The sequence below is a fragment of the Serratia ureilytica genome (assembly GCF_017309605.1).
In the GTDB taxonomy this organism is placed as follows: domain Bacteria; phylum Pseudomonadota; class Gammaproteobacteria; order Enterobacterales; family Enterobacteriaceae; genus Serratia; species Serratia ureilytica.
On record NZ_CP071320.1, the window covers coordinates 2470543 to 2495487 of the forward strand.

The 24945-nt window shown below is 61.7% G+C and carries 19 protein-coding genes; 12 read left to right on the plus strand and 7 right to left on the minus strand.

What is annotated here, in order from left to right:
* Complete coding sequence (locus tag J0X03_RS11495; RefSeq protein WP_033650354.1) at positions 1–897, minus strand: DMT family transporter; 897 nt, start codon at positions 895–897, stop codon at positions 1–3.
* A gap of 129 nt (positions 898–1026) precedes the next feature.
* Here J0X03_RS11495 and J0X03_RS11500 point away from each other — a divergent pair, with 129 nt between their 5' ends.
* Both J0X03_RS11500 and J0X03_RS11505 read left to right on the plus strand, forming a co-directional pair.
* Entirely contained in the window at positions 1027–1596 is a 570-nt protein-coding gene (locus J0X03_RS11500; RefSeq protein ID WP_060660692.1) for a helix-turn-helix domain-containing protein, read from the plus strand.
* 123 nt (positions 1597–1719) lie between these two features.
* Entirely contained in the window at positions 1720–3645 is a 1926-nt protein-coding gene (locus J0X03_RS11505) for a DUF3857 domain-containing protein (RefSeq protein WP_033650356.1), read from the plus strand.
* A gap of 38 nt (positions 3646–3683) precedes the next feature.
* On the opposite strand, the gene J0X03_RS11510 is transcribed toward J0X03_RS11505, so the two are convergent.
* The 3 genes from J0X03_RS11510 to J0X03_RS11520 all read right to left on the minus strand — a co-directional run bounded on the left by J0X03_RS11510 (position 3684) and on the right by J0X03_RS11520 (position 6826).
* Positions 3684–4040, minus strand: a complete 357-nt coding sequence (locus J0X03_RS11510; protein ID WP_160204314.1) for a DUF1937 family protein — start codon at positions 4038–4040, stop codon at positions 3684–3686.
* A 100-nt stretch (positions 4041–4140) separates the two neighbouring features.
* Positions 4141–5373 carry an ethanolamine utilization protein EutH gene (gene eutH, locus J0X03_RS11515; protein ID WP_033643135.1) on the minus strand — a complete coding sequence of 411 codons (1233 nt, stop codon included), beginning with the start codon at positions 5371–5373 and terminating at the stop codon, positions 4141–4143.
* Positions 5366–6826: an FGGY-family carbohydrate kinase gene (locus tag J0X03_RS11520; protein ID WP_069100145.1), complete on the minus strand. Its 1461-nt coding sequence runs from the start codon at positions 6824–6826 to the stop codon at positions 5366–5368. Before J0X03_RS11520 ends, eutH begins: the two co-directional genes overlap by 8 nt.
* Before the next feature lie 258 nt (positions 6827–7084).
* Here J0X03_RS11520 and J0X03_RS11525 point away from each other — a divergent pair, with 258 nt between their 5' ends.
* The 3 genes from J0X03_RS11525 to J0X03_RS11535 all read left to right on the plus strand — a co-directional run bounded on the left by J0X03_RS11525 (position 7085) and on the right by J0X03_RS11535 (position 10585).
* Positions 7085–8488: an NAD(P)/FAD-dependent oxidoreductase gene (locus J0X03_RS11525; protein ID WP_033643133.1), complete on the plus strand. Its 1404-nt coding sequence runs from the start codon at positions 7085–7087 to the stop codon at positions 8486–8488.
* Positions 8478–9701 (plus strand): FAD-dependent oxidoreductase, encoded by a 1224-nt coding sequence (locus J0X03_RS11530; RefSeq protein ID WP_060660695.1) that lies wholly within the window; start codon positions 8478–8480, stop codon positions 9699–9701. The genes J0X03_RS11525 and J0X03_RS11530 overlap by 11 nt, the downstream gene beginning before the upstream one ends.
* 113 nt (positions 9702–9814) lie before the next feature.
* Positions 9815–10585, plus strand: a complete 771-nt coding sequence (locus tag J0X03_RS11535; protein WP_060660696.1) for a DeoR/GlpR family DNA-binding transcription regulator — start codon at positions 9815–9817, stop codon at positions 10583–10585.
* 48 nt (positions 10586–10633) lie between these two features.
* Here J0X03_RS11535 and J0X03_RS11540 read toward each other — a convergent pair whose 3' ends face one another.
* The 3 genes from J0X03_RS11540 to J0X03_RS11550 all read right to left on the minus strand — a co-directional run bounded on the left by J0X03_RS11540 (position 10634) and on the right by J0X03_RS11550 (position 15834).
* Complete coding sequence (locus tag J0X03_RS11540) at positions 10634–12931, minus strand: FdhF/YdeP family oxidoreductase (protein WP_160204721.1); 2298 nt, start codon at positions 12929–12931, stop codon at positions 10634–10636.
* Between the two features lie 203 nt (positions 12932–13134).
* Positions 13135–14808: a gamma-glutamyltransferase gene (gene ggt / locus J0X03_RS11545; RefSeq protein WP_160204313.1), complete on the minus strand. Its 1674-nt coding sequence runs from the start codon at positions 14806–14808 to the stop codon at positions 13135–13137.
* A 162-nt stretch (positions 14809–14970) separates the two neighbouring features.
* Positions 14971–15834: a LysR substrate-binding domain-containing protein gene (locus J0X03_RS11550; protein ID WP_033643128.1), complete on the minus strand. Its 864-nt coding sequence runs from the start codon at positions 15832–15834 to the stop codon at positions 14971–14973.
* A 143-nt stretch (positions 15835–15977) separates the two neighbouring features.
* On the opposite strand from J0X03_RS11550, the gene J0X03_RS11555 reads away from it, so the two are divergent.
* The 7 genes from J0X03_RS11555 (at position 15978) to J0X03_RS11585 (ending at position 24941) form a co-directional block, all read left to right on the plus strand.
* Positions 15978–17114: an agmatine deiminase family protein gene (locus J0X03_RS11555; RefSeq protein ID WP_033643127.1), complete on the plus strand. Its 1137-nt coding sequence runs from the start codon at positions 15978–15980 to the stop codon at positions 17112–17114.
* 79 nt (positions 17115–17193) lie between these two features.
* On the plus strand, positions 17194–17874 hold the full coding sequence (locus J0X03_RS11560; protein WP_033643126.1) for a class I SAM-dependent methyltransferase: 681 nt from the start codon (positions 17194–17196) through the stop codon (positions 17872–17874).
* A gap of 43 nt (positions 17875–17917) precedes the next feature.
* The gene (locus tag J0X03_RS11565) at positions 17918–18580 is read left to right on the plus strand and encodes a hypothetical protein (RefSeq protein ID WP_139120321.1); all 663 of its coding nucleotides are present in this window, start codon (positions 17918–17920) and stop codon (positions 18578–18580) included.
* 124 nt (positions 18581–18704) lie between these two features.
* Positions 18705–19847 (plus strand): efflux RND transporter periplasmic adaptor subunit, encoded by a 1143-nt coding sequence (locus J0X03_RS11570; protein ID WP_160204312.1) that lies wholly within the window; start codon positions 18705–18707, stop codon positions 19845–19847.
* Between the two features lies 1 nt (position 19848).
* A complete protein-coding gene (locus J0X03_RS11575; protein ID WP_160204311.1) occupies positions 19849–22986 on the plus strand; it encodes an efflux RND transporter permease subunit in 3138 nt (1045 codons plus the stop codon).
* Position 22987: 1 nt separating this feature from the next.
* Positions 22988–24430, plus strand: coding sequence for an efflux transporter outer membrane subunit (locus J0X03_RS11580; RefSeq protein WP_160204310.1), 1443 nt, complete (start codon positions 22988–22990; stop codon positions 24428–24430).
* Between the two features lie 157 nt (positions 24431–24587).
* A complete protein-coding gene (locus J0X03_RS11585) occupies positions 24588–24941 on the plus strand; it encodes a DUF1493 family protein (RefSeq protein ID WP_033643122.1) in 354 nt (117 codons plus the stop codon).
* The last annotated feature ends 4 nt before the right edge of the window (positions 24942–24945 follow it).

The window sequence follows — 24945 nt, forward strand, 5'->3', positions numbered from 1 at the left end:
TTAACCGATTTTACCGGCCCGGTGCGCGGCGGGCGCCCATCGCCAGCCGAAGTTCATGCCCGCGGCCGCGCCGAGAATGGCCAGCGTGCCCAGCAGCTGCAACAGGCTGAGACGGTGCCCGAACGCCGCCCAGTCCACCACGATCGCCACTGCCGGGTAGATAAACGACAGCGCGCCAACCAGAGCGGTGGGGATTTTCTGGATAGCGCCATAGAGCAACGTGGACATCACCCCGGTATGCACCAGGCCGAGGGTCGCCAGCAGCAGCCAGTCGAGCGGTTCTGCGGGAAGGTGGGCCAGACCGGCGAACGGCGCCATCGCCACCGCGCCAACGGTCAGTTGAATCAACACGATGAGCTGCGGCGGCAACGCGGCCAGCTGTTTGACGATCGCTGCCGCCAGGGCGTACATCAGGGCCGCACCGAGCGCCAGCGCCACGCCCAGCAGATAGTCGCCATCGCCGCCACCGCTCTGCCGGCCGGTGACGATCAACACCATCCCGGCGAACGCCAGCAGAAGCCAGCCCAGCCGATTAGCCGTCAGTTTTTCGCCGAACAGCAGCGCTCCCAGCGCCACCAACATAAACGGTTGAACATGGTAGGTCACGGTGGCGACAGCGATCGAGGCATGCGCATAGGCGGCAAACAATAGCGTCCAGTTGAGCACCAGCGCGAGGCCCCCCAGGACGGCGAAAGCCAGCTGCCGCCGGTTGATGGCGCCTGATTTCAGTTGCCCAAGCGCGGCGCAGGTGGCCAGCATCGCCAGCGCGCCGAACGCGCAGCGCCAAAACACCACCGTGGCGGGCGGCTGCCCTAACACGATCACCGGCCAACCGACGGTGCCGGAGATCGTCATGGCGAGGATCATTTGCACTGCGCCGCGCGTTTTCGTTTTCATGTCGTTTCCCTCGCGGCCTGACCGTGCTTGTGGTGAAGTCGCTTAATCATTAAAATGAACAATCGAACATTATGATGAACACGGCTGGTCCTGTTCGTCAAGCCGAACAAATGAATGGTATAATGAACAATGAGCGATAGCCTAATGCAGAACATTACGCCGATCGGCCTCTTGTCGGCGGCAATCCGCCGCGAGCGGGAGCGGTTGAACCTGTCGGTGACCGAGCTGGCGAAGCGTGCGGGCATCGCCAAATCCACGCTGTCGCAACTGGAAGCCGGCAGCGGCAATCCCAGCCTGGAAACGCTGTGGGCGCTGGCGATGGCGCTGGATGTGCCGGTCAGCCGGCTGATTTCACAGCCAAGCAGGCAGGTGCAAGTGATCCGCGCCCATGAGGGGACCGCGGCGGTATCGGAGCAGGGCAACTACGCTGCCACGCTGCTGGCCACCTGCCCGCCGGGCGCGCAGCGCGACATTTACCGGCTGCGGGTGCAACCCGGAGAAGCGAAACTTTCCCGGCCGCATCCCCCCGGCACCGTCGAGCATGTGATTATCAGCAGCGGACGAGCGCGCCTCGGGCCTGCGGATCAGCCTCAGGTGCTGAGCGCCGGGGATTACATCAGCTACTCCGCCGATCGCGAGCATATTTTCGAAGCGCTGGAGCCGGAGACCACCGCCGTCATGTTGATCGAGCAGGGCTAGCCCGGGCGTTGAAGGTCCGTTTATTGAAAATGATTCTCAATTATATTAGTGTGCCCGCCTGTTTTGACGCCGGGACGGGTGCGTAGCCCGGCGTCGCCGTTTATTGCCCTTCAAGGACCGAAGATGAAAATCGCTATTCCTTCCATACTGTTACTCGCCGGTTTGACGGCGACGCACCCGGCCACCGTGTTGGCCGCTGCACCGCCCGCTGCGGCGGATCAGGGCCAGAACGACACGGCCAACAACGATTTCAGCTTCGTGCGCTATCGCGCGGATTACCGCGTTAACGCCAACGCCACTAACGTGAAGACGGAAAGCTACGAAGTGCTGCTGAAAACCAAGGCGGCGGTCGAAAAATTCAGCCAGATCCGCCTGAGCTACAGCGAGAAAATGGAAACGCTGGAGGTGGTCGCCGCCTATACGCTGACCGCCGACGGCCAGCGCCACGATGTGGCGCCCGATCGCATTTATACCCAGGAAAGCTATTCCAGCGCCACGGCGCCGCTGTATGCCGATCGCAAGGTGCGCGTCATCGTGTTCTCCAACCTGGCGCCGGGCTCGCGCGTGGTGTACGAACTGCGCCGCACGCAGAACACCCCGTATTTCCCTGACTATTTCGGCCTGTGGGAGACGTTCAGCGTTTTCGATCAGTTCGACGACGCCGAAGTGACCCTGCAGGCGCCGGCCAAGCTGCCGATGCATATCTTCACGCGCGGCGTCGAGGGCGGGGACCAACCGCAAATCCGCAACGGCCAGGCGCACTGGCGCTGGCATTATTCGCGCAGCGCCCCGATGAAGGCGCAAAACTGGGCGGCGGACAGCTGGACCTTCAGCCCGACCATCATGGCCAGCACCTACCGCGAGTGGCCGCAGTTGGCCAAGGCCTACCAGCTGAAGGCCGGCGCGGCGGCGAAGGTGACGCCGGGCATTCAGGCGCTGGCGGACAATATCACCGCCGGTATCAGCGATCGGCGCGAGCAGGCGGAGGCCCTCTATCGCTGGGTGGCGCAAAACATTCGCTACGTGGCGGTGTACCTGGGCAACGGTGGGCTGGAGCCGAATTCGGCGCAGAGCATTCTCGATAACCATTACGGCGACTGTAAGGATCACGTGGTGATCCTGGAGGCGCTGCTCGCCGCCAAAGGCATTGAAAGCTCGCCGGTGCTGATCGGCATGGATGAAGGCCCGATACTGCCTAAAGTGCCGCTGCTTGGCCGCTTCAATCACGCCATCACCTACGTGCCGGAATTCAAACTGTACCTCGATTCCACCAATCCCTGGGCGCGTTTCGGGCAACTGCCGGAGGGCGATTTGGGCGCGCCGGTGCTGCTGACGCGCGACGCCAGGCTGGCGCGCACGCCGGGCAGCGATGAGCAGCCGGTCAAGAGCGCGCTGAACGTCGATTTCGTGTTCGACAAGGCGGGCAATCTGCGCGGACAGACCGAGCGCCGGCTGAGCGAAGTGGAAGAAATTGACCTGCGGGGCTACTTCTCGCAGATCAACCGTCAGAATCGGGCGCAGGCCGAAGCGACGATCATGTCCGCTTCCGGCATCGACGGCAACGGCGAAGTGGCGATGAACAGCGATCCGCTGGATCTCAAAAAGCAGTTCGGCTATCGCTTCCGCTTCAAGGCGGACGACTACGTCGATTTCGGCGTGGTGGGCGGCATGACGTTGCCCAACCCGCCCGGCGGCAAATCGTTCCGCACGCTGTATACCACCACGGCGGCGCCGGGCAACGAAACACCGTTCTACTGCACCGCGCAGCGCTACGACGAAACCTACCGTCTGCAGCTGCCGGCCAACGTGCCGATCATCGCCATTCCGAAAGATCGGCAATTCCGCAATGCGGCGGGCGACTATCGCGTCGAGTGGCGGCGCGACGGGCAGCAGGTGACCGTCAATCACCGCCTGCAGGTGAACGCCATTCGCGGCAAGGAAGCGCTGTGCCAGGCGCAGGATTACCCGGCATTCCGCGAGCTGTTCCAGCAGGTGCGGCGCGGTTTCCGCGGCCAGGTGGTGTACGGTGAATTGGCCAACGGCAAATAGGCCGCTGCCCCGCTGCGTCAAGCGGCGGGGCGCACGCCTCAGTTGAACTCGCTCGCGACCTCGGACCACAGGCTGACGCGGCAGCCGCGCGCCGCGAAAGCGTCCATCTCGCGTTTGATGCCGCCGCTCTCTTGCCAACCCGGCAAGTCGAGCACGATCAACTCATCCATCGCCGCCATGAACAGGGCGTCGATCGGCGCCCACAGCTTGCCGATGGCGGTTTTGTCGAGCTCTTGCAAACACTGGTTGATCGGATGCGACATGCTGACCTGACTAAAAACGGCGTTGCCGGCTAGCACGATAGCGGCGGCGACGTCGTTGCAGGCGATAAAGCGTTGCTGCACGACGTTGGCGTCGGTGTGGCTGTAGGGGCAGGCTAAAAATATTTTTCTCATTAGCGTTTGTTCTCTCAATAATTGTTGTCAGGGACGAAAAAAGGGCGCAGCTTCCCCGTGAGGCGGCGCTCCGTTTATTTTTTATGGTGCAGGGATAAATTCAGCGAGCGGCGGCGGCGATGGCCGTCGATTGCCTTTGCGTCTGTTCTTTTTCCAGCAATTCAGCCTCCGGCACCGAAATTTTTATGGCGATCAGCACGGCGATCATGCCACCGAGGAATTTGCCCATCATGATCGGCAACACCAGCGAAGGTTGGAAGTTGGCGGTAAACGCCAGGTGATCGCCCAACGTGGCCTGTGCGCAGATGCCGAAGGCCACGCACAGCACCTTATCGCGGGCGCGCATGCCTTTGAACAGGTGATAAACGGCGATGATATTGGCCAATACCATAATAAAGCCCAGCGCGCCGGTATCCGATAAACCGAGCTTTTTACCGATAAAATGCATCGGCTTGCGGCAATAGCGCTGGAATAAATAACAAATGGGGAATGTGCCCGCCAACATAATGCCGATATAACCGGCGATCTCGATAGCGCGGAATAATTCGTCTTTGTCGGCAAATAATGGATCGAATACCCAGCCGCCGAACACCTTTTTAAACACACCGGTGAAATGCTCGATGATGCACAGCGCCAACACCAGCTTGATAAAGGCATCCGCCGCCTTGCCGAAGATCAGGAATCCTTTCACCATCGCCGCCGGTCGCAGCTTCAGCCCCAGCGCCAACAGGAAGCACAGGGCGAACAGCGGGGACAGCAGCCGCAGCGCCTGCAGCAAGTCCAGCTGCAGATAGTGCGCGGCAGGTGACGTGGTGGAGATAATCTCCCTGACCGGCAGGTTATTGAAGGTGATGGTCACCAGAGCGATCAGCACGGCGAACGGAATGCTGATCAGGCCTGCCATGGCACCCAGCGCCAGATATTTATGGTCGTCGCGGTTCAGCATGATAAGCCCGACCGGGATCAGGTACACGATGCTGGCACCCGAGGTGTAACCCACCAACATGGCGACGATCCACATGTCGCGGTTGGCGGCAATGGCGTCGGCCAGCTGATAGCCGCCCATGTCCACGGCGATCACCGCCAGCGCCGCGATCGAGGCGTCGGAGCCGAGCGCCGAGAAGAAGGGGCCGATGCTGTACATGATCAGGTAAGAGATGATCGGGATTGCGGCCATGATGCCAGCCTGGGCGAGAAACACCGGGCCGATGGCGTGAATGCCGTTGACGAATTCGCGTCCCAGCTCGCCTTCCGGTTTGACGATCGACGCCAGCGCACCGATCAGAGTGCCGGCCATGATGATATAGATGATGAAATTACCGAACTCAGCCATGGTGTTCCTCCTGCGATGAACGTAAGCCGCGCGAGCGCGCGATGATTTCCTGATAGCGGGCAAACCAGCCCGCCATATCGACCTCGGCGGGTTCCGTCACTTCATAGCGGTTGAGCACCTTGAGCGGATGTTCCACTCCCAGTCCTTTACGCGCCAACAGCGCAACGCCTTGGGCGGTGATCTCCTTATTGGTGGGAGAGACGATGCGCTTTTGGATCAGGTTGGCGAGAAACTGCGTGAAATAGCGGTTGGCGGACAGGCCGCCGTCCACCGAAATGCTGTCGCCGATCGGTTTCAGTTTATCCATGGCGTTGATCACCTCGGCGGAACGCATGGCGATGCCTTCGAGGATCGACTGCAGCAGATCCTTGCGCTCGGTCTCCAGCGACAGCCCGGCCCACATCCCGGCGGCGGAGCGGTCCCAGTACGGGCAAGCCAGTCCGGAGAGCGCGGGCACAAAGGCCAGGCCGCGCGCGATGGCCGGCTGAGAGGGGAAGTCGCCGAATTCATCGAAATCGTTGAACAGGCCGATCTTTCTCGCCCAGTTAATGGCGGAGGCGGCGTTATAAACGCCGCCGTCCAGGCCATACACCGGCTTGCTGTCGGGCAGCTTCCAGCACAGCGTGGGCAACAGGCCGGACTCGCCGGCATCGATCGGGCGCGGCCCGGTGATCGCCTGTAAAAAGGCGCCGGTACCGAAGGTGATCTTCATCTGCCCCGGTTGATGGCAGCCGTGGCCGTATGTGCCGGCAAACTGGTCGACGATGCAGGCCGACAGCGGCACCGGTTTGCCGTTGAGCGCGACGTCGCCGAAGTGGCCGATGTTGTCTCTGACCTCGGGCAGGCTGTCGATCGGCACGCCGAACAAACGGCACAGCTCCTCATCCCACTGCAGGGTATGAATGTTGAACAACGAGGTGCGCGAGGCCGAGTTATAGTCGGTGAGATGCCGGCCGCACAGGTGGAACAGGAAGAAGGCGTCCATGGTGCCGAGCCGCAGGCGGCCGCGTTGCGCCAATTGCCTGGCGCCCGGGGCGTTGTTCATCAGCCAGCCCATCTTGCTGGCTGAGAAGTAGGTATCGAGCGGCAGACCGGTTTTCGCCGTCACCAGCGGCTCAACGCCTTCGCGTTTCAGCCGCTGGATCTCCGGCTCGGTGCGCTGATCTTGCCAAACGATGGCGTTGTACAGCGGCAGGCCGCTGTCGGCGTCCCAGGCCAGCAGGCTTTCGCCCTGATGCCCTAAACCGATGGCATCCACCATGTCGCACTGGCTGAGACAGCGGCGGATATTCGCCAAAATCTCCAGGGCGTCGTGTTCCACCCAGCCCGGATTGGGGGTGATCTGCTTGTGCGGCATGCTGGCCGGTGAATGGTGCCTGCCGTCTTCGCCGAACACCACGACCCGGGTGCCGGTGGTCCCCTGATCAATCGCGGCATAACGTTGATTCATCATTGCTTCGCTCTCTTATAGGTTTTGTTTTTTTATTGTGCCTGGTGTTGGTTGTGTGACTGTTTTAATAATCTATCTTCAATTTCACACACAAAAGCAACATAAATCACAAGATAAAATAACCCCGCGTGATCGACCTCATACTTTTTGCTTATCACCGCCTTTTGCGGCTTTTTTTTGGGAGTTATGTTGTTTTTGTCATTTCAAATGCGGTTATTGTGTGGTTTTATTGTGGTTATCACATCAAAACGGGACATCAGCATGATGGAAGAACAAACGGGTTGGGACATTGTCGTGATTGGCGGCGGTGTGGTCGGGTGTGCGGTATTCCGCAAATTCTGCCTGATGGGCGCCCGTACGCTGCTGTTGGAAAAAGGGGGCGATATCCTGTCCGGCGCCAGCAAAGCCAACAGCGCGCTGCTGCATACCGGCTTCGATGCGCCCAGCGGCAGCCTGGAACTGCATTGCATGCAGGCCGGGTACCGGGAATTTATCGCCATCCGTGAACGAATGAATCTGCCGCTGTTGCCCACCGGCGCGCTGGTCGTGGCCTGGGACGAGCAGCAGTTGGCGGCGCTGCCCGCGATTGTGCAACAGGCGCACGACAACGGCGTGCTGGACGTGGCGCAGATCGACGCCGCCGAGCTGTATCGCCGTGAGCCGCAGCTGGCACCCGGCGCGTTGGCGGCGGTAGAGGTGCCGGGCGAGAGCGTGATCGATCCCTGGAGCACGCCGCTGGCTTACCTGACGCAGGGCGTTAAACACGGCGGCGACTATCGCTTCAATACCGAGGTGACCGGCGCCGAACACTTGCCGACCGGCTGGCGGCTAACCAGCAACCGGGGCGAGTTTCACGGCAAAATCGTCATCAACTGCGCCGGCAATCAGGGCGACCGGGTAGAAAGTTTCTGCCATCAGCCCGAGTTTGAAATTCGCCCGCGCAAAGGGCAGTTCCTGGTGTTCGACAAGGCCGCCGCCGGGCAGGTCAACGCCATTATCCTGCCGGTGCCGACGACGATCACCAAAGGGGTGCTGCTGTCGAAAACCATCTTCGGCAATTTGCTGCTCGGGCCGACCGCCGAAGAACAGCAGGATCGCGAGACGGCGACGGTGGACGAAACCAAAATGCGCGAGCTGATCGAACAGGGGACGCGATTGCTGCCCACGCTGGCGAATTACAGCGTCACCGCCAGCTATGCCGGATTACGCCCGGCGACTGAACAGAAACACTACCGCATTCAGCACTATCCCGATCGGCAGTGGATCTGCGTGGCGGGCATTCGCTCCACCGGCCTGACGGCGGCGCTGGGCATCGCGCAATATGTGGAACAGCTCTATCGCGACCACTTTACGCCGTGCTTCACGCCAAAAACGCCGGAGACCGTGTATTGGCCGCAAATGCCGATGCTTGCCGACTACGCGCTGCGCGATTACGCGCGCCCGGACAACGGCGGCATCGTTTGCCACTGCGAGCTGGTGACCCAGCGGGAGATCGAGGCGGCGTTCGATTCCGCCGTGCCGCCGGAGTGCATCGGCGGGCTGCGGCGCCGCACGCGCGTGATGATGGGGCGCTGCAACGGTTTTTATTGCAGCAGCCGGGTGGCGGAAATGGTAGGCGATCGTTTTGGCCAGACGCTGGCCGTAGGGAGCATTGATGAAAACTGAGTATCAGGTGGCGATTGTCGGCGCCGGGCCGGCCGGGATCGCAGCGGCGACCGCGTTGCGGCAGGCGGGGATCGAGGATGTGGTGCTCCTGGAACGGGAACGGCAGGCGGGCGGTGTGCCCAGACACTGTCTTCACCCCACCTTTGGGCTGCAAACGTTTTATAGGCCGATGCTGGGATCCACCTATGTCGATAAAATACTGGCGCGCGCCGGGCAGGTGGAGATCCGTACCGGCGTGACGGTGCTCGCCATCAAGCCGGACGGCGAGCTGACCATCACGGACTGCCGCGGCGTCAGCACGTTGAAAGCGCAGCGGGTGATCCTGGCGACCGGCGTGCGCGAGACGCCGCGCCATCCGCGTCTGGTGAGCGGGCTGCGGCCGCAGGGCGTACTCACCGCCGGTGCACTGCAGCAGTTCGTCTATCTGCGCGGGCTGCAGCCGGGCAAGGCGCCGGTGGTGATCGGCACCGAGCTGGTCAGTTTCTCCGCGCTGTGGACGCTGCGTAACGCCGGCGTGCGCGCCGTCGCCATGATTGAAAGCGGCGGCAGACCCGTCGCCTGGCGTCTGAGCGCGCTCTATGCGCGTCTGATGGGAGTGCCGATCCACTACTATTCGCGTGTGACCGATATTGCCGGCCGCGATCGGGTTGAATCCATAGAAGTGGAAAATCGCCAGGGGGAGAAACGGCGCATCGCCTGCGACAGCCTGATCTTCACCGGCCGCTTCACCGGGGAGTATACGCTGATCCGCCAGAGCCACCTGGCGCAGCGGCCGGACAGCGGCTGTCCGTTGACCGATCAGTTCGGCCGCTGTTCCGACGCCGCCTATTTCGCCGTCGGCAACATGTTGCACCCGGCGGACATGGGCGACCAGTGTTATCAGGAAGGGCTGCGCGTCGGCGAGGCCGTTGCCCATTCGCTGCAGCGCACGCTGCCGCCGGCGCGGCAAATCCTGCCGGTGCGGCACGACGAACGGATACGCCTGACTGCGCCCGCCCGTGTGGCGCTGATCGGCAATCCCGCCACGGTCACGATCAATATGCGCGTGGAACAGGCGGTGTCCGGTTCGGTGGTGGTACGGCTGGGGGAGAAAGTGCTGTACCGCAAAACGCATCGTTGCCTGCCTGAACGGCGGATCCTGCTGCGCAATATCGTCTTGCCGGCCGAGGCTGAGCGTGATGCGCTGCACATCAGCATCGAATCCGCAGGATGAACGACGGCAACGGCTTGCGTCTAACGCCCTGAAACCCGTAGTATTCCGTCAGTTAACGCCGCAAGTCTCGGCGGAGGCAGTCACTCTTACTAAAGGCAGCGAGTGTAATGTGAATGGATATCTCTAATTCCGTGGAAAGGCGCAATGAAATACTGGCGCTGATCCAGGCCAACGGCCGGGTTTACGTGAATGAGCTGGCGGATAAATTCCAGGTTTCGCAGGAAACCATTCGGCGCGACCTGAACAAGCTGGAAGACTATCGGCTGATCAAGAAGATCCACGGCGGCGCGGTGAGCAGCCAGTTTAAATTCGAGCATGAATTCAACGAGCGGGCCAAAATCGCCGAGGCCGAGAAGCGCGCCATCGCGGAGAAAGCGGCGACGCTGCTCCAACCGGGCGATACGGTGTTCGTGGATTTCGGCTCCACCACGCTGGAGTTTGCCCGGCAGTTGGCGACGATCGATCAACTGACGGTCATCACCAACTCGCCGCTTATCGCCAACGTCTGTCTGGAAAATGACTCCATTGACGTGGTGCTGATCGGCGGGCAGTTCATCGACTCCAAAATGGCGTGCCTGGGCGCGATCGCATTGAATAATATCGAGGCGTTTTTCGCCGACTACGCCATCATCGGCGCCGGCGCGGTCAATCTGCAGACCGGCGTGATGGATCAGAACGTCAATGAAGCGGCCATCGCGCGCAAAATGATTGCCCAGAGCAGCAAGTGCATCGTGCTGGCCGACGAAAATAAGCTGCGCGGGCATGCGATGACGCTGGTGGCCAAATGGCCTGAGGTCGATTATCTGGTGACCTCCGACAGCGGTAACGCATTAGAAGGCTTGGTTTTCCCCGCCAACGTTAATGTGTTGGTGGCGCAGGTCTAAAGGGGGAGAAGCCTTTCTCCATGCGGAGAAAGGCTCAAACCGCTTCCGTCAGGCGATATCGACCGCGCGCACCTCTTTGGATCTCAACTTCACGCGGATCGGCACCGATTTATACGAAGGCGTGCCGCTCTCCTCATCGATATAATACAGCGGCACCAGCACGTTGGCCTCCGGGTAGTAGGCGCCGACCGAACCGGCTGAGATGTTGTAGGCGATCACCGTGATGCCTTCCAGGCGCTGGGTGCTGCCGGGCAGCGCCGTTTCCAGATCGACCACGTCGCCATGTTCCAGCCCCAAACGTTGCAGATCGCTGTCATTCATGAACAGCACGTCGCGCCGGCCGAAAACCCCGCGGTAGCGATCGTCCAGAGCATAGATGGTGGTGTTGTACTGATCGTGGCTGCGCAGCGTGATCAGCCGCAGCGTGTCTTTGTCTGCTGTTGTCTCGTCCTCATGCAGCCCGCTGAATACGGAAAACATCGCCTTGCCCGTCGCCGTCGGCCACTGGCGCTCGGTCGGCGGCAGCGGCATGCGGAAACCGCCGGGTTGACGAATGCGCGCGTTGTAATCGTCGAAGCCGGGGATGGTTTTTTCGATCAAATCGCGGATCACGTCGTAATCTTCGATCAGTTCATTCCAGGGCACCTTGCTGGCGGGCATCACCGCTTTGGCCATGCCGGCCACAATGGCGGGTTCCGAACGCAACAGCTCCGACGCCGGTTTTAATTTGCCGGACGAGGCGTGAACCATCGACATCGAATCTTCCACCGTCACCGATTGTCGCCCGCCGGCCTGCATGTCCAGTTCGGTTCGGCCCAGGCAGGGCAGAATGAGGGTTTCTTTCGCCACCAACAAATGGCTGCGGTTGAGTTTGGTGCCGATATGCACGCTTAATTCCAGCGCTTTCATCGCCGGGAAACTCTGCTCGGGGTCCGGCAGCGCCACGGCGAAGTTGCCGCCCAGGCAGATCAACGCCTTCGAGGCGCCGTCGATCATCGCCTGCATGCATTTCACTGCATCGTGACCGTGGGCTTTGGGCGGCGTGAAGCCAAACACCGTTTCCAGCTTCGCCAAAAAATCGGCCGAGGGTTTTTCGGTGATGCCGACGGTGCGGTTGCCCTGCACGTTGGAGTGGCCGCGCAGCGGGCAGATGCCGGCGCCCGGTTTGCCGATGTTGCCGCGCAGCAACAGCAGATCGGCAATCAGGCGTACGTTGGCTGTGCCTTTATTGTGCTGCGTAATGCCCATGCCGTAGGTCACGATGGTGGCGTTGGATTTCGCGTAAGCGGCGGCGACCTGTTGCAGATCACTGCGCGCCAGGCCGCTCTCCGCCTCAATCGCATCCCAACCGGTGGCCTTCAGATCGGCGGCGAAATCCGCAAAACCTTCCGTGTGCTCGGCAATAAAGGCGTGGTCCAGCGCATTGCCATGTTCGTCATCCAACTGCAGCAGCGCTTTGGCAATGCCTTTGAGCGCTGCGGCGTCGCCGCCGGCCTTGACCTGATAGTAGGTGGAGGCGATAGGGGTCGAACTGTAGGTCGCCATTTCGATGACGTTTTGCGGATCGGTGAAACGCTCGAGCGCCCGCTCGCGCAGCGGATTGAACACGATAATCGGCACTTTTTTGCACGCCAATTCATGCAGCGTGCCCATCATGCGCGGGTGATTGGTGCCCGGATTGTGCCCGATGGAGATAATCAGCTCCGCGCTGTCAAAGTCGTCCAGCGACACGGTGCCTTTGCCGATGCCGATCGACTGGGGCAGGCCAACGCTGGTCGGCTCATGGCACATATTGGAACAGTCGGGGAAGTTATTGCTGCCAAATTCCCGCGCAAACAGCTGGAACAGATAGGCCGCCTCATTGGACGCCCGGCCGGAAGTATAAAACTCCACCTGCTCCGGCGGCAGCGTCTGCAAAATGGCGGCGATGCGTTGAAACGCCTCATCCCAGGCCAGCGGGCGCAGCGTGTCGGTCCCGGCGTCATAGAACAGGGGCGTGGTCAGGCGACCATAATCCTCCAGTTCATAATCGGTTTTCCGCAGCAGTGAGGTCACGGTATTTTGCGCCAGGAATTCGGCCGTCACGCGTTTGCTGGTCGCTTCCCAGGTCACGGCTTTGGCGCCGTTTTCGCAAAACTGGAAGGTGGATCGATGTTCTTTATCCGGCCATGCGCATCCCGGGCAATCAAACCCGTCGGGCTGATTGGTGCGCATCAGCGTTACCGGCGCCTCCAGGGTATCCATCTGAGTGCGCACGGCGATGGCCGTCGCTTTCAGCGCGCCCCAACCGCCGGCGGGCCCATCGTAGGGATGAACACCGGGCACTGCTCGTCTTTTCGCCATTATTGATTGCCTCCGACACCGCTTACGATAAATGCAGGTGATTGATTTACTATGAATATTATCCTTATCGTCCAAGGCGGACCGCAGGCGCCGCCGTCGTTGAACGCAGGCCTGTCGATTCAGTATAGATGAGTGAAAAAGGAGGCAGCGGCCATCTGTGCGGGGAGAGCGGCGGCCCGTCTAATCGGAGGCGGGCCGCCGGAGGGTTACTTTTTCACCACCAGCCCCACGCCGCGGCCGCGCGGATCGGACGCGGTTTCCGGCGTGCGGCCATCGACGCGTATGACCTGAATATCCCCCATGTTCCAGCTCTGGTCTTCGAGGGTGTAACCCATGGCCTTCAGCTCGTCCGCCGGTTTGCCGGTCAGCGGCGCGAAGCTGTCGTAATAAACGGTGTCCTTCGGCAACAGTTGGTGATGCACGCGCTGGGCGGCCACCGCCTGCGCCAGCGGCAGATGGTAATCGTAGAGATTGTTGATCACCTGAAAGATCGAGGTGAAGATGCGCGATCCGCCCGGCGTGCCGATCACCAGGGTGACGTCGCCGTCGCGGGTGATGATGGTCGGGCTCATCGAGGAGAGCATGCGTTTGCCCGGCTCGATGGCGTTGGCGTCGCTGCCCACCACGCCGAAGGCGTTGGCGACGCCGGGTTTGGCGCTGAAGTCGTCCATCTCGTCGTTGAGCAGGAAGCCGGCGCCTTTGACCACCACGCCGCTGCCGAAGTCCCAGTTAAGCGTATAGGTGTTGCTGACCGCGTTGCCGGCCGCATCGACGATCGAGAAGTGGGTGGTTTGGTGGCTTTCCAGCCCCGGCCGCACCTGCTCGGTCGGCGAGATCGCCGTCGGGTTGATCTCGGCGGCGCGTTTTTGCAGGTAGTCGGGGGCGATCAGCTGCGCTTCCGGCACGTTAGTGAAATCCGGGTCGCCGAGGTAGTCGGCGCGATCGGCGAACACGCGTTTTTCGATTTCCGCCAGCAGGTGGATATAGCGCGCCGAGTTCAGCGGCACGCCCTTGAAGTCGGCGGCGCGATCTTCTTTTATCCCCAGCAGCTGCGCCAGCGCGATGCCGCCGGAGCTGGGCAGCGGGGCGGTATACACGGTGTTGCCGCGCCAGCTGATGCGCATCGGTTCACGCCATTTCACCCGATAGTCGGCCAAATCCGCCGCGCCGATCAGCCCGTTATCGCGCTGCATTTGCGCCACCAGCAGGCGGGCGGTTTCGCCGTGATAAAAATCGTCGGCGCCCGATTTGGCGATGCGCTCAAGGGTGGCGGCCAGCTCCGGCTGTTTGAACACCGTGCCGGGCTTCATGGCGCCGAAATAGTCGCCGAAGTTGGTTTTACCGGCAAACAGCTTGTTGGCGTCTTCGCGGTACTGATACTGCTGATCCGCCACGGTGAAACCTTGCCGGGCGTAGCCGATCGCCGGCGTCAGCAGTTCGGCCCACGGCAGCTTGCCGAAACGCTTGTGGGCTTCCCACAGCCCCAGCACGGTGCCCGGCACGCCGGCGGCGCGACTGCCCACCAGGCTGAGATTCTCGATCACTTCGCCTTTCTCGTTCAGATACATAGTTTTGCCGGCGGCCTTGGGCGCCACTTCGCGGTAGTCGAGGAAATAGGGTTTGCCGTCGACGTACAGCGTCATAAAGCCGCCGCCGCCGATATTGCCGGCTTCAGGGTAGGTGACCGCCAGGGTAAAGGCGGTGGCGACCGCCGCATCGACCGCATTGCCGCCGGCCTGCAGAATGTGCGCGGCGACTTTTGCGCCATACTGATCCGGAGCGGCGACCGCGCCGGCGGTCAGATCGGCGGCAAAGGCGGCGGGAACGGTGCAGGCCAGGGTCACACTCAGAGCTATCGTTTTCAATAAACCGGCAGACATAGAAGATCCTTTTAGCGATGTTCAGTTATCAGGTGAATTCAACTAATTATTTTTGAAACAGCGGGTTAGCGCGTTTTATTCGGGCTGTTGCGGCGCTTTATTGAAAGTAGCAGCGGCCAGGCGGGGCCGCCTGACCAGAGTAGCAAATCGTGATATGGCGCGTTATGCGTCGGCCGGCAGCGTCGATTGCAGCCATTGGCAGAAGTGCCGGGCGAGCGGATTGTGTTCGCTGTCGCGATGCAGCAGCCACGCCCAGTTGGCGCCGCGCACGCGTTGCTCGGTTAACGGATGCAGCAACCCGGCGTCACGCGCTTGCTGCGCCAACAGCTGACTGACCAACGCGATGCCCAGCCCCTGGCAGGCGGCATCCAGCAGCAGGCCGGGATCGGAGAAATTCAGCCCGCCGTCGCGCTGGCCGACGTGCGCGCCGCCCGCCACCGTCCAGTGGCTCCAGTCCATTTCGCGTTCGCCGTGCAGCGTGACGCGCTGCTCCGCCGCCAGCGCCAATAGGCTGGGGTGGCAGGCGGGATAAAGCCGGTCGGTGCAGAGAACCTTAAAGGTGCAGTCCGCCTGCGCGCTGAGATCGTCGCGGATCGCCAAGTCGATGCTGTCCGTCGCCATATCCGGTGGCTCGAAGCTGGTGAAGAGCCACAGATCTATCTGCGGATGCCGTTGGTTGAACTCGCCCAGCCGCGGCGTCAGCCAGTGGCGGGCAAAGGCCGGCGTCGTGTTGACGATCAACTGATTGGGTTTGCGGTACTGGTCCAGACGACGAATGCCGACGGCCAATTGTTGCAGCATTACCTGCGCGGTGCTGAACAGATCGTGGCCGGCATCGGTCAGAGTCACGCTGCGGCCGGTGCGGAAAAACAGCGGCTGTTCCAGAAAAGCCTCGAGGCTGCGGATCTGCTGGCTGATTGCCGACTGGGTAAGGTGCAGCTCTTCGGCGGCCTGATGAAAACTGCCCAGACGCGCCGCCGCTTCAAAACCGCGCAATGCGCTTAACGGGGGCCAGTGTTTTAACATTATCAATAAGCCTGTCTAATCAGATATCCACTAAATATATCGTTTGTCGCAGCGGCAGGGGAAGACTAGCATGAGATTCAATTCCCGGAGAGCGAAAAAACCGGTTAACCAGTTGAATTTAAATTAATTAAAAGGGGGCATTTATGTCAACGCGCCGCACCTTTATCAAGCAGCTTTCGGCGGTGGCCGGCGTCGGCTTGACGGCATCATTGGGTATTTCGTTACGCGGTCACGCAAAAGCTGTGCTTAATCCGGCCTGGCGCTTGCCGGATGAAGGGGAACCGCAACAGCGGGCGTTTATCGCGTTCGGCGCGCAGCGCGCGATTTGGGGCGACTTCACGGCGGACGTGCGGGCGGCGCAGGGGCGTATCGCCCGCGCCATCGCCGAATTTCAGCCGTTGACGGTTTTTTGCCGCGAGCGTGAACGGCAATTGGCCGAGGTCACCTGCGGCAGTCACAACGTCAGCTATGTCGTCACCGAGCTGGATGATATCTGGATGCGCGACATCGGCGCCAATTTCGTCGTCAATGATGCCGGCGAACTGGGCGCGGTGGATTTCAACTTCAACGGCTGGGGCGATAAGCAGCAGCATGCCAGGGATGCGCGTCTGGCAGGGTTTGCCGCCAGGCGATACGGCGTCGCTCAACCGCGCCGCAGCGCACTGGTAGGCGAAGGCGGCGGCATTGAGGTGGATGGGCGCGGCACCGGCATCATGACCGAGAGCAGTTGGGTGAATGCGAACCGCAACCCGGGCTGGAGCAGGGATCGGGTTGAGCAGGAGCTGAAGGCGATGCTCGGCCTGCGTAAAATTATCTGGCTGCCGGGCATTAAAGGCCGGGACATCACCGATGCCCACGTCGATTTTTACGCCCGTTTCGTGCGGCCGGGCGTGGTGGTGGCCAATCTGGACACCGACCCGGCCTCTTACGATCATGCGGTCACCCAGACGCATCTGGCGATCCTCAAGACGGCGACCGACGCCGACGGCCGCACGCTGCAGGTGCATACGCTCTCGCCGCCGCGGGCACCGCGCGACAGCCGTTTCAGCCGCCGCAATCCCGATTTCGCGGCGGGCTACATCAACTATTTCGTTATCAACGGCGCGGTGATCGCCCCGGAGTTTGGCGACCCGCAGGCGGACAAGGCGGCGTTTGAACTGCTGTCGGCGCTCTATCCGCAGCGCAAGGTGGTGCAGTTGGAGATCGACGCGATCGCCGCCGGCGGCGGCGGCATTCACTGCGTGACCAGCCAACTGCCGGCGCCTGGCAAACCAGACTAGTGAATGTTCAAAAAATGCGCACGCGGTTGTTTGTCGCCATAGGCTGTGGTTGGCTGAGTGGAAACAGAAGGAGGCCATAATGAACGACTCATCCTTGAGCATTCCCACCTGGTATCGCGATCCGCACGCAGAGCAGGCCATGGCCGAAGGCCATGCGCCCATCTGGCGGCATCTGCTGAGCCTGGTGCCGGAACGCGAACTGTCCGGCGTCAGGGTGCTGGACTTCGGCTGCAATCAGGGCGGTTTTTTGCGCCTGTTGCATCAAATTCGGCCATTTAGTGAGGGGATCGGAGTTGATATCGCCCGCCAATCCGTCGAACAAGCCAACCGCCTGAAAGGAAACCTGCCGATCGTTTATCAGACCGACACGCGGTTGACGGGTTATGAGAACCACTTCGATATCGCCTTCAGTCATGAAGTCATCTACCTGATTGAAGATATCGCGCAGCATGCCGCCGATATGCTGCGGGTGCTGAAGCCGGGCGGCGTTTATTATGCGGTGACCGGTTGCCACACCGACAACCCGCTGTGGCCGCAATGGCGCGAAAGGGTGGCTGAACAGACGCATACCGTGGTGCAGGATCGTTCTCTGGACGATTATGCGCGTATTTTCTCCGCCGCGGGGTTCCAGGTCTCTGCCCGCAGGCTGGGTTTTTCCGGCTTCGTTCCCTATGAGCCGGACGGCTGGATGCCGACTGTTTCGGCAGCGATCGACTACTATTGGCACACCAAAACGGTGTTTAGACTGGTTAAACCCTAAAAATCCCACGCGGCGCTCGGTACGCCGCCGCTGACGAGATAAGATGACGAAATTTATGATGGACCAAGACGCTAAAACAATGGACTTTCGTTTAATCAAACGGTTGTCCCTGCTTATGGGGGCGCTCTTGACGCCTGTTGGAGGGGCCACTGCGGCCATGCTTACGCTCGAGAATCAGGATCCGGCGGCGGTGTACCTTATTCAGGATGCGAAGCTGATTCAGGAGCGTGAGGGGGTGAAGATCGCCGAGCGCTCATACCGTTATTTCGAACTTAAGCTCGCCGACAATCTCCAGTATGAAGGTTATATCACCCGCTGCGCCGACGACTATGCCGATAAATTGAATGAACAAGATCGGCGTGAATTAAACCGCTGCACTGAGCAGGTGATCGACGACCTGGATCGGTTGATGGAAAAGACCGCCAACGTGACGTTCTACGATGGCGGCACGCAAAACGTTTATCGGGGCGAAGAACATTCAACGCCTTATTATTACTATTCGTTCGCCCGCGTGGCCAATTATTATCAAACCGACGATGGGCGCCATCCCCTGTATGGCCTGGTTTATCGCTGCAAGCAGCCGGCGAGCGATGCTCATCGGGAGCAAGAGCCTGATACAACTGAAGCGGCGCCGCCCCCGGCTGAAGTGGAACGCTTTATTGCATTGGCTAAAAACCGCTGCGCCAATGTGCTGAAACCACGCTGAACGAGATTGCGCCACCGTTTACCGCTTCGAAAAGATTTTACGCAATCCTTACGCAACCCTTTCAGAAGCGCATTCCGGCATTCGATATATTGAGAATAGTCATTCTCAATAGGATCGTATTGCAATGCAGAGGAAAACGCTTTTGGCGCTGGGGCTTTCGCTGTCGCTGGCCGCCTGCGATGGGCAAAACGCCGGCGCGCCGACGGGCGCAGGCGGTGAACGGGAGGTCGGCGTCGTCACGCTGCGCGGCCAGTCTGTAACCCTGAGCAGCGAGTTGACCGGCCGGGTTAACGCCACCATGACCTCCGACGTGCGGCCGCAGGTCGACGGCATCATCAAGCAGCGGCTGTTTACCGAAGGGGCCGAGGTGAAAGCCGGGCAGGTCTTGTATCAAATTGACCCCGCCAGCTATCAGGCCAGTTACGATCAGGCCGCCGCCCAGCTGAAAAACGCTCAGGCCACGGTGCAATCCACCCGGCTCAAATCGCAGCGCTATGCGGCGCTGGTGAAAGAGAACGGCGTTTCCAAACAGGACGCAGACGACGCCAAAGCCGCGTATCTGCAGGCCGTGGCGTCGGTGGCGCAGTATCAGGCGGCGCTGGAAACGGCGCGCATCAATCTCGCCTATACCCAGGTGCGGGCGCCGATCGCCGGCCGCATCGGCATTTCGTCGGTGACGCCGGGCGCGCTGGTCACCGCCGGCCAGACTGATGCGTTGGCCACCATCCGTGCGTTGGATCCCATCTATGTCGATCTGACCCAGTCCAGCGCCCAGTTGCTTAAACTGCGCCGTCAGCAGGCCGCTTTGCAGCGCGGTGCGGTCACGCCGGCCGCCATCAAGCTGGAGGACGGCACGCCTTATGCCCACGCCGGCAAGCTCGAGCTGACCGAAGTCGCGGTGGACGAAGCCACCGGTTCGGTCACGCTGCGCGCGGTGTTCCCCAACCCCGAACATGAGCTGCTGCCCGGCATGTATGTCCACGCCACGGTGGATAACGGCGTCGATCCCAAAGCGATTCTGGCGCCGCAGCAGGGCATAACCCGCAACGCCAAAGGGGAAGCCACCGCGTTGGTGGTGGACGAACAGAACAAAGTGGCTCAGCGCACCGTCAGCGCCGAACGGGTGGTGGGCAGCAATTGGCTGATCGGCAGCGGGCTGAACGAAGGCGATCGCCTGATCGTCGAAGGCACCAGCAAGGTGACGATCGGCGCCGCGGTGAAGCCGGTTGAGGTTTCGGTCGACAAAACCCAACGCGGGGAGCAGTGATATGGCGCAGTTCTTTATCCGGCGGCCGGTATTCGCCTGGGTGATCGCCATCATCATCATGCTGTGCGGCCTGATGTCGATCAACTCGTTGCCCGTTTCGCAGTACCCGGACGTCTCACCGCCGCAGATTTCCATCTCCGCCACCTACCCGGGCGCAGACGCGGAAACGCTGGAAAACAGCGTCACCCAGGTGATTGAGCAGCAGCTCACCGGCCTGGACGGCCTGCTGTATTTTTCTTCGACCAGCAGCTCCAGCGGCTCGGTCAGCATCAACGTCACTTTTGATCAGGGCACCGATCCGGATATCGCTCAGGTGCAGGTGCAAAACAAGGTGCAGCAGGCGGAAAGCCGTTTGCCGAGCGCGGTCACCGCGCAGGGCGTGACGGTCAAGAAATCCCAGAGCAGCTTCCTGCTGATCGTCGGGCTGTATGACGAAAGCGACAAGGCGACGATGGCCGATATCTCCGACTATCTGGTCAGCAACCTGCAGGATCCGCTGTCGCGCATCGAGGGCGTCGGGGACGTGCAGGTGTTCGGCTCGGAATACGCGATGCGCATCTGGCTGGATCCGACCAAACTGGCGAGCTTTTCGCTGATGCCTTCCGACGTGCAGACGGCGATCGAGGCGCAAAACACCCAGGTGTCCGCCGGCAAGATAGGCGATCTGCCGGCCGCCGCCGACCAGCAGCTGACTGCCACGGTGAAGGCGCAGTCGCGGCTGCAAACGCCGGAACAGTTCCGCAATATCATCCTGAAAAGCGACAGCAGCGGGGCGCTGGTGCGGCTGGGCGACGTGGCGCGGGTTGAGCTGGGCAACGAAGACTACTCCGCCAGCGCGCACCTCAACGGCCACCCGGCGGCGGGGATCGCGGTCAAGCTGGCGGCGGGCGCCAACGCCCTGAGCACCGCCAAGCTGGTGAAGGCCAAGGTGGCGGAGTACCAAAGCGCCATGCCGCAGGGCTACAAGGTGGCCTACCCGAAAGACAGCACCGACTTTATCAACATCTCTATCGAGGAGGTGGTGAAAACGCTGTTTGAAGCGGTGGCGTTAGTGGTGGTGGTGATGTTCGTGTTCCTGCAAAACCTGCGCACCACGCTGATCCCGACCATCACCGTGCCGGTGGTGTTGCTGGGCACCTTCGGCGTGCTGGCGGCGTTCGGCTATTCGATCAATACCCTGACGCTGTTCGGCATGGTGTTGGCGATCGGGCTATTGGTGGATGACGCCATCGTGGTGGTGGAAAACGTCGAACGGGTGATGCGCGAAGATAAGCTGCCGCCGCGCGAGGCGACGGAGAAATCGATGCGCGAAATCACCGGCGCGCTGGTCGGCATCGCGCTGGTGCTGTCGGCGGTGTTTCTGCCGATGGCGTTCTTCGGCGGCTCCACCGGGGTGATCTACCGCCAGTTTTCGATCACCGTCGTCTCCTCGATGGTGTTGTCGGTGGTGCTGGCGTTGACGCTGGCGCCGGCCTTGTGCGCCACGTTGCTGAAACCCGCGCACGACGCGCAGACTGACACCGGGCTGCTGGGCAAATTCAACCGCGGTTATGACCGGTTGCAGGCGAAGTACGCCGACAAGGTCGGCGCAGTGATCCACCGGCCAACGCGCTATCTGCTGCTGTACGGCCTGCTGTTGATCGCCGCCGCCGTAATGTATCTGCGTTTGCCGACCGGCTTCCTGCCCAACGAGGATCAGGGCTCGGTGATGGTGCAGTACACCTTGCCGGCCGGCGCCACCAACGCGCGCACCTCGGCGGTGAGCGAGGCGGTGACCGCCTATTTTCTCGACCAGGAAAAGGCCAACGTCAGCACCATTTTCACCATCAACGGTTTCGGTTTCAGCGGCAGCGGGCAAAACGCCGGCATGGCGTTCGTCAGCCTCAAAGACTGGAGCCAACGCGGCGGCAGCGAAAACACCGCCGACGCCATCGCCAAACGCGCCATGGCGCACTTCGCCTCGCTGCGCGACGCCCAAGTGTTCTCCATGAGCCCGCCGGCGATCGACGGCTTCGGCCAGTCCGACGGCTTCACCTTCGAACTGCAGGCCAAAGGGGCGACCACCCGCGCCGAACTGCAGGCGATGCGCGATCAGATTGTCGCCGCCGCCGCCGGCAATCCATCGCTGTTGGCGGTGCGCGCCAACACCTTGCCGGACACCCCGCAGCTGCAGGTGGCGATCGACAACGGCAAACTGCAGGCACTCGGCCTGAGCGCCGCGGACGTCAACAGCACCCTCAGCAGCGCGTTCGGCAGCACCTACATCAACGACTTTATCGATCGCAACCGGGTGAAAAAAGTCTATATGCAGGGCGACGTGCAGTACCGCGCCAAGCCGGAAGACCTCGACCGCTGGTTTGTGCGCGGCACCAACGCATCGGGCGACAGCAGCATGACGCCGTTCTCCGCCTTTGCGTCTTCGCACTGGATCTACGGGCCGGAGAACCTGTCGCGTTATAACGGGCTGTCGTCGTTCGAGATCACCGGGCAGGGCGCCGCCGGTGTCAGTTCCGGTACGGCAATGAGCGAGATGGAGAAACTGGCGGCGAAATACTCCGCCGGCAGCAGCTATTCCTGGAGCGGGCTGTCCTATCAGGAACGGCTGACCAGCGGCCAGGCGTCGTCGCTGTACGCCATTTCGCTCATCGTGGTGTTCCTGTGCCTGGCGGCGCTGTATGAGAGCTGGTCGATTCCATTCGCGGTCATGTTGGTGGTGCCGATGGGCGTGGTGGGCTCACTGCTGGCGATCACGCTGCGCGGGCTGGAAAACGACATCTACTTCCAGGTGGCGCTGCTCACCATCATCGGGCTGTCGGCGAAGAACGCCATTTTGATCGTCGAGTTCGCCGAGGAGATGCACCAGCGGGGGGAAACGCTGATTGGCGCGGCGGTCCACGCGGCGCGCATGCGCCTGCGGCCGATCCTGATGACCTCGCTGGCGTTCACCGCCGGGGTGCTGCCGCTGGCGGTATCCAGCGGCGCCGGCGCCAACAGCCGAATTGCCATCGGCACCGGCATTATCGGCGGCACGATCACCGCCACCGCCTTGGCGATCTTTTTCGTACCGCTGTTTTATGTGTTGGTGCGCCGCATGTTTACCCGTCGGCCCGCCAACTCGCCGTCGCAGGCAGGAGAATAACGTGTTGCAACGAGTCATGATGTTAACTTTACCGCTGCTGCTGAGCGGGTGTCTGTCGCTGGATCCGCACTACCAGCGCCCGGCGGCGCCGGTGCCCGCCAACCTGCCGCAGGGCGAGGCCGCCGGCAAGCAGGCGTTGAGCTACCCGGACGTCGCCTGGCGCGACTATGTGCAGGACGCCAGGCTGCGGCAGGTGGTGGCGATGGGGCTGAACAGCAGCCGCGATCTGCGTGAGGCGATCGCCAATATCGCCTCGGCGCGCGCCCTATACGGTGAGCAGCGCTCGGCGCTGTTCCCGACGATCAACGCCACCGCCGACGGCAGCCGCGGGCGTTCGCTGAGCGGCAACGGCAATGCCACCGCCATCAGCCAGAGCTACGAAGCGCAGGGCGGCGTCAGCGCGTTCGAGCTGGATCTGTTCGGCAAGAACGCCAGCCTGTCGCGGGCGGCGTTCGAAACCTATCTGGCCAACTCGGAAGCGGCGAAAAGCACCCGTCTGACGCTGATCGCCGATATCGTCACCGACTGGGTGGCGGTGGCGGCCGAGCGCAGCAATCTGGCGGTGGCGCAGCAGACGATGGAAAGCGCCAAACGTTCGCTGGACGTGACGCGCAACAATCAACAGCACGGCATTTCGTCGCTGGTCGACGTGGCGTCGGCGGAAACCGTTTATCAGCAGGCGCGTTCGGACGCCGCCAGCTACGCCACCCTCGCCGCGCAGGCGAAAAACGCGCTGGATTTGGCGGTGGGGCAAAGCGTGCCGGAAAACCTGCTGCCCGACGGTATCGATGCGCTCGGCGAAATCATGCGCAATCTGCCGGCCGGGGTGTCTTCGCAGGTGCTGCTGACGCGGCCGGACGTGCTGCAGGCCGAGCATAATCTGAAATCCGCCAACGCCAACATCGGCTCGGCGCGTGCGGCATTCTTCCCGTCGATCAGCCTGACCGCCAGCGGCGGCGTGGGCAGCGGTGAACTCTCGGCGCTGTTCAGCCACGGCGCCGGCGTCTGGTCGTTCGCCCCGAGCATCAGCCTGCCGATCTTCAGCGGCGGCTATAACACGGCTCAGCTCCACTACACCCAGGCGCAGAAAGACCTGTATGTCGCCACCTATGAGAAAGCGGTGCAGACGGCATTTCAGGAAACCGCCGACGCGCTGGCGCGCAAAGCCACGCTGCAGGAACAGCTGGCGGCACAGACCGGCTATGTGACGGCGGCGCAGCAATATTATCGCCTGGCCGAACTGCGTTACCGCCAGGGCGTGGACAGCTACCTGACGCTGCTGGACGCGCAGCGCACGCTGTATACGGCGCAGCAGTCGCTGATCGCCGCACAGCAGACCGCGTACGACAATCAGGCGACCCTGTATAAAGTGTTGGGCGGCGGGGTTGCCGCCGAGCAGCAGGGGGACGGCGTCATCGCCGATAAGGCGGCGCTCAGCCGCTAACCGTCGACCGCGCGCGCCGCGAGTTGGGCGGCGCGCGGTTTACTTATGGAAAGTGTAAAGAAACGGAAAACCCGCGCGGCGGCCCGAACTCGCCGCGGCGGGCAGAGTCAGACAGATAATTGCATTCACCTTTTCCTCATATCGGCTCGAGGTCGTCATGGCAGAAGACATTCAGCAACAGGTCATCGCGCTTATCGCCGCATTCAACGCACCAGGGCGGCAGAAGAAGGGGGCGGTCATCACCCCGGAAACCGAGATTAACACCGCGCTCAACCTGTCGTTCAGCGACTCCAACACGCTGATGCGCCGCTACTTCGATACCTTCGGCGTCGACAGCAGCAATTACAACCACGAGCTGTATTTCCAGCCGCCGAGCAATACCGGGCGCTGGTTTTCCCCCTCCGCCTGTAAAGAACACACCCGGCCGCTGTGCGTATCGATGCTGGTGCGCTCGGCGCGCGCCAAACGCTGGCTGTACGACATCCATTTTCTTATCGAGCAATTGCGCTAGCGCC

Excerpts from the sequence above, each read along its gene's own strand:
- J0X03_RS11565 (WP_139120321.1), top strand. The coding sequence starts at position 17,918 with ATGACGAAATTTATGATGGACCAAGACGCTAAAACAATGGACTTTCGT.
- J0X03_RS11575 (WP_160204311.1), top strand. The coding sequence starts at position 19,849 with ATGGCGCAGTTCTTTATCCGGCGGCCGGTATTCGCCTGGGTGATCGCC.
- ggt (WP_160204313.1), bottom strand. The coding sequence starts at position 14,808 with ATGTCTGCCGGTTTATTGAAAACGATAGCTCTGAGTGTGACCCTGGCC.
- J0X03_RS11555 (WP_033643127.1), top strand. The coding sequence starts at position 15,978 with ATGTCAACGCGCCGCACCTTTATCAAGCAGCTTTCGGCGGTGGCCGGC.
- J0X03_RS11505 (WP_033650356.1), top strand. The coding sequence starts at position 1,720 with ATGAAAATCGCTATTCCTTCCATACTGTTACTCGCCGGTTTGACGGCG.
- eutH (WP_033643135.1), bottom strand. The coding sequence starts at position 5,373 with ATGGCTGAGTTCGGTAATTTCATCATCTATATCATCATGGCCGGCACT.
- J0X03_RS11560 (WP_033643126.1), top strand. The coding sequence starts at position 17,194 with ATGAACGACTCATCCTTGAGCATTCCCACCTGGTATCGCGATCCGCAC.
- J0X03_RS11550 (WP_033643128.1), bottom strand. The coding sequence starts at position 15,834 with ATGTTAAAACACTGGCCCCCGTTAAGCGCATTGCGCGGTTTTGAAGCG.
- J0X03_RS11500 (WP_060660692.1), top strand. The coding sequence starts at position 1,027 with ATGAGCGATAGCCTAATGCAGAACATTACGCCGATCGGCCTCTTGTCG.
- J0X03_RS11530 (WP_060660695.1), top strand. The coding sequence starts at position 8,478 with ATGAAAACTGAGTATCAGGTGGCGATTGTCGGCGCCGGGCCGGCCGGG.
- J0X03_RS11510 (WP_160204314.1), bottom strand. The coding sequence starts at position 4,040 with ATGAGAAAAATATTTTTAGCCTGCCCCTACAGCCACACCGACGCCAAC.
- J0X03_RS11525 (WP_033643133.1), top strand. The coding sequence starts at position 7,085 with ATGATGGAAGAACAAACGGGTTGGGACATTGTCGTGATTGGCGGCGGT.
- J0X03_RS11495 (WP_033650354.1), bottom strand. The coding sequence starts at position 897 with ATGAAAACGAAAACGCGCGGCGCAGTGCAAATGATCCTCGCCATGACG.
- J0X03_RS11535 (WP_060660696.1), top strand. The coding sequence starts at position 9,815 with ATGGATATCTCTAATTCCGTGGAAAGGCGCAATGAAATACTGGCGCTG.
- J0X03_RS11585 (WP_033643122.1), top strand. The coding sequence starts at position 24,588 with ATGGCAGAAGACATTCAGCAACAGGTCATCGCGCTTATCGCCGCATTC.
- J0X03_RS11520 (WP_069100145.1), bottom strand. The coding sequence starts at position 6,826 with ATGATGAATCAACGTTATGCCGCGATTGATCAGGGGACCACCGGCACC.
- J0X03_RS11570 (WP_160204312.1), top strand. The coding sequence starts at position 18,705 with ATGCAGAGGAAAACGCTTTTGGCGCTGGGGCTTTCGCTGTCGCTGGCC.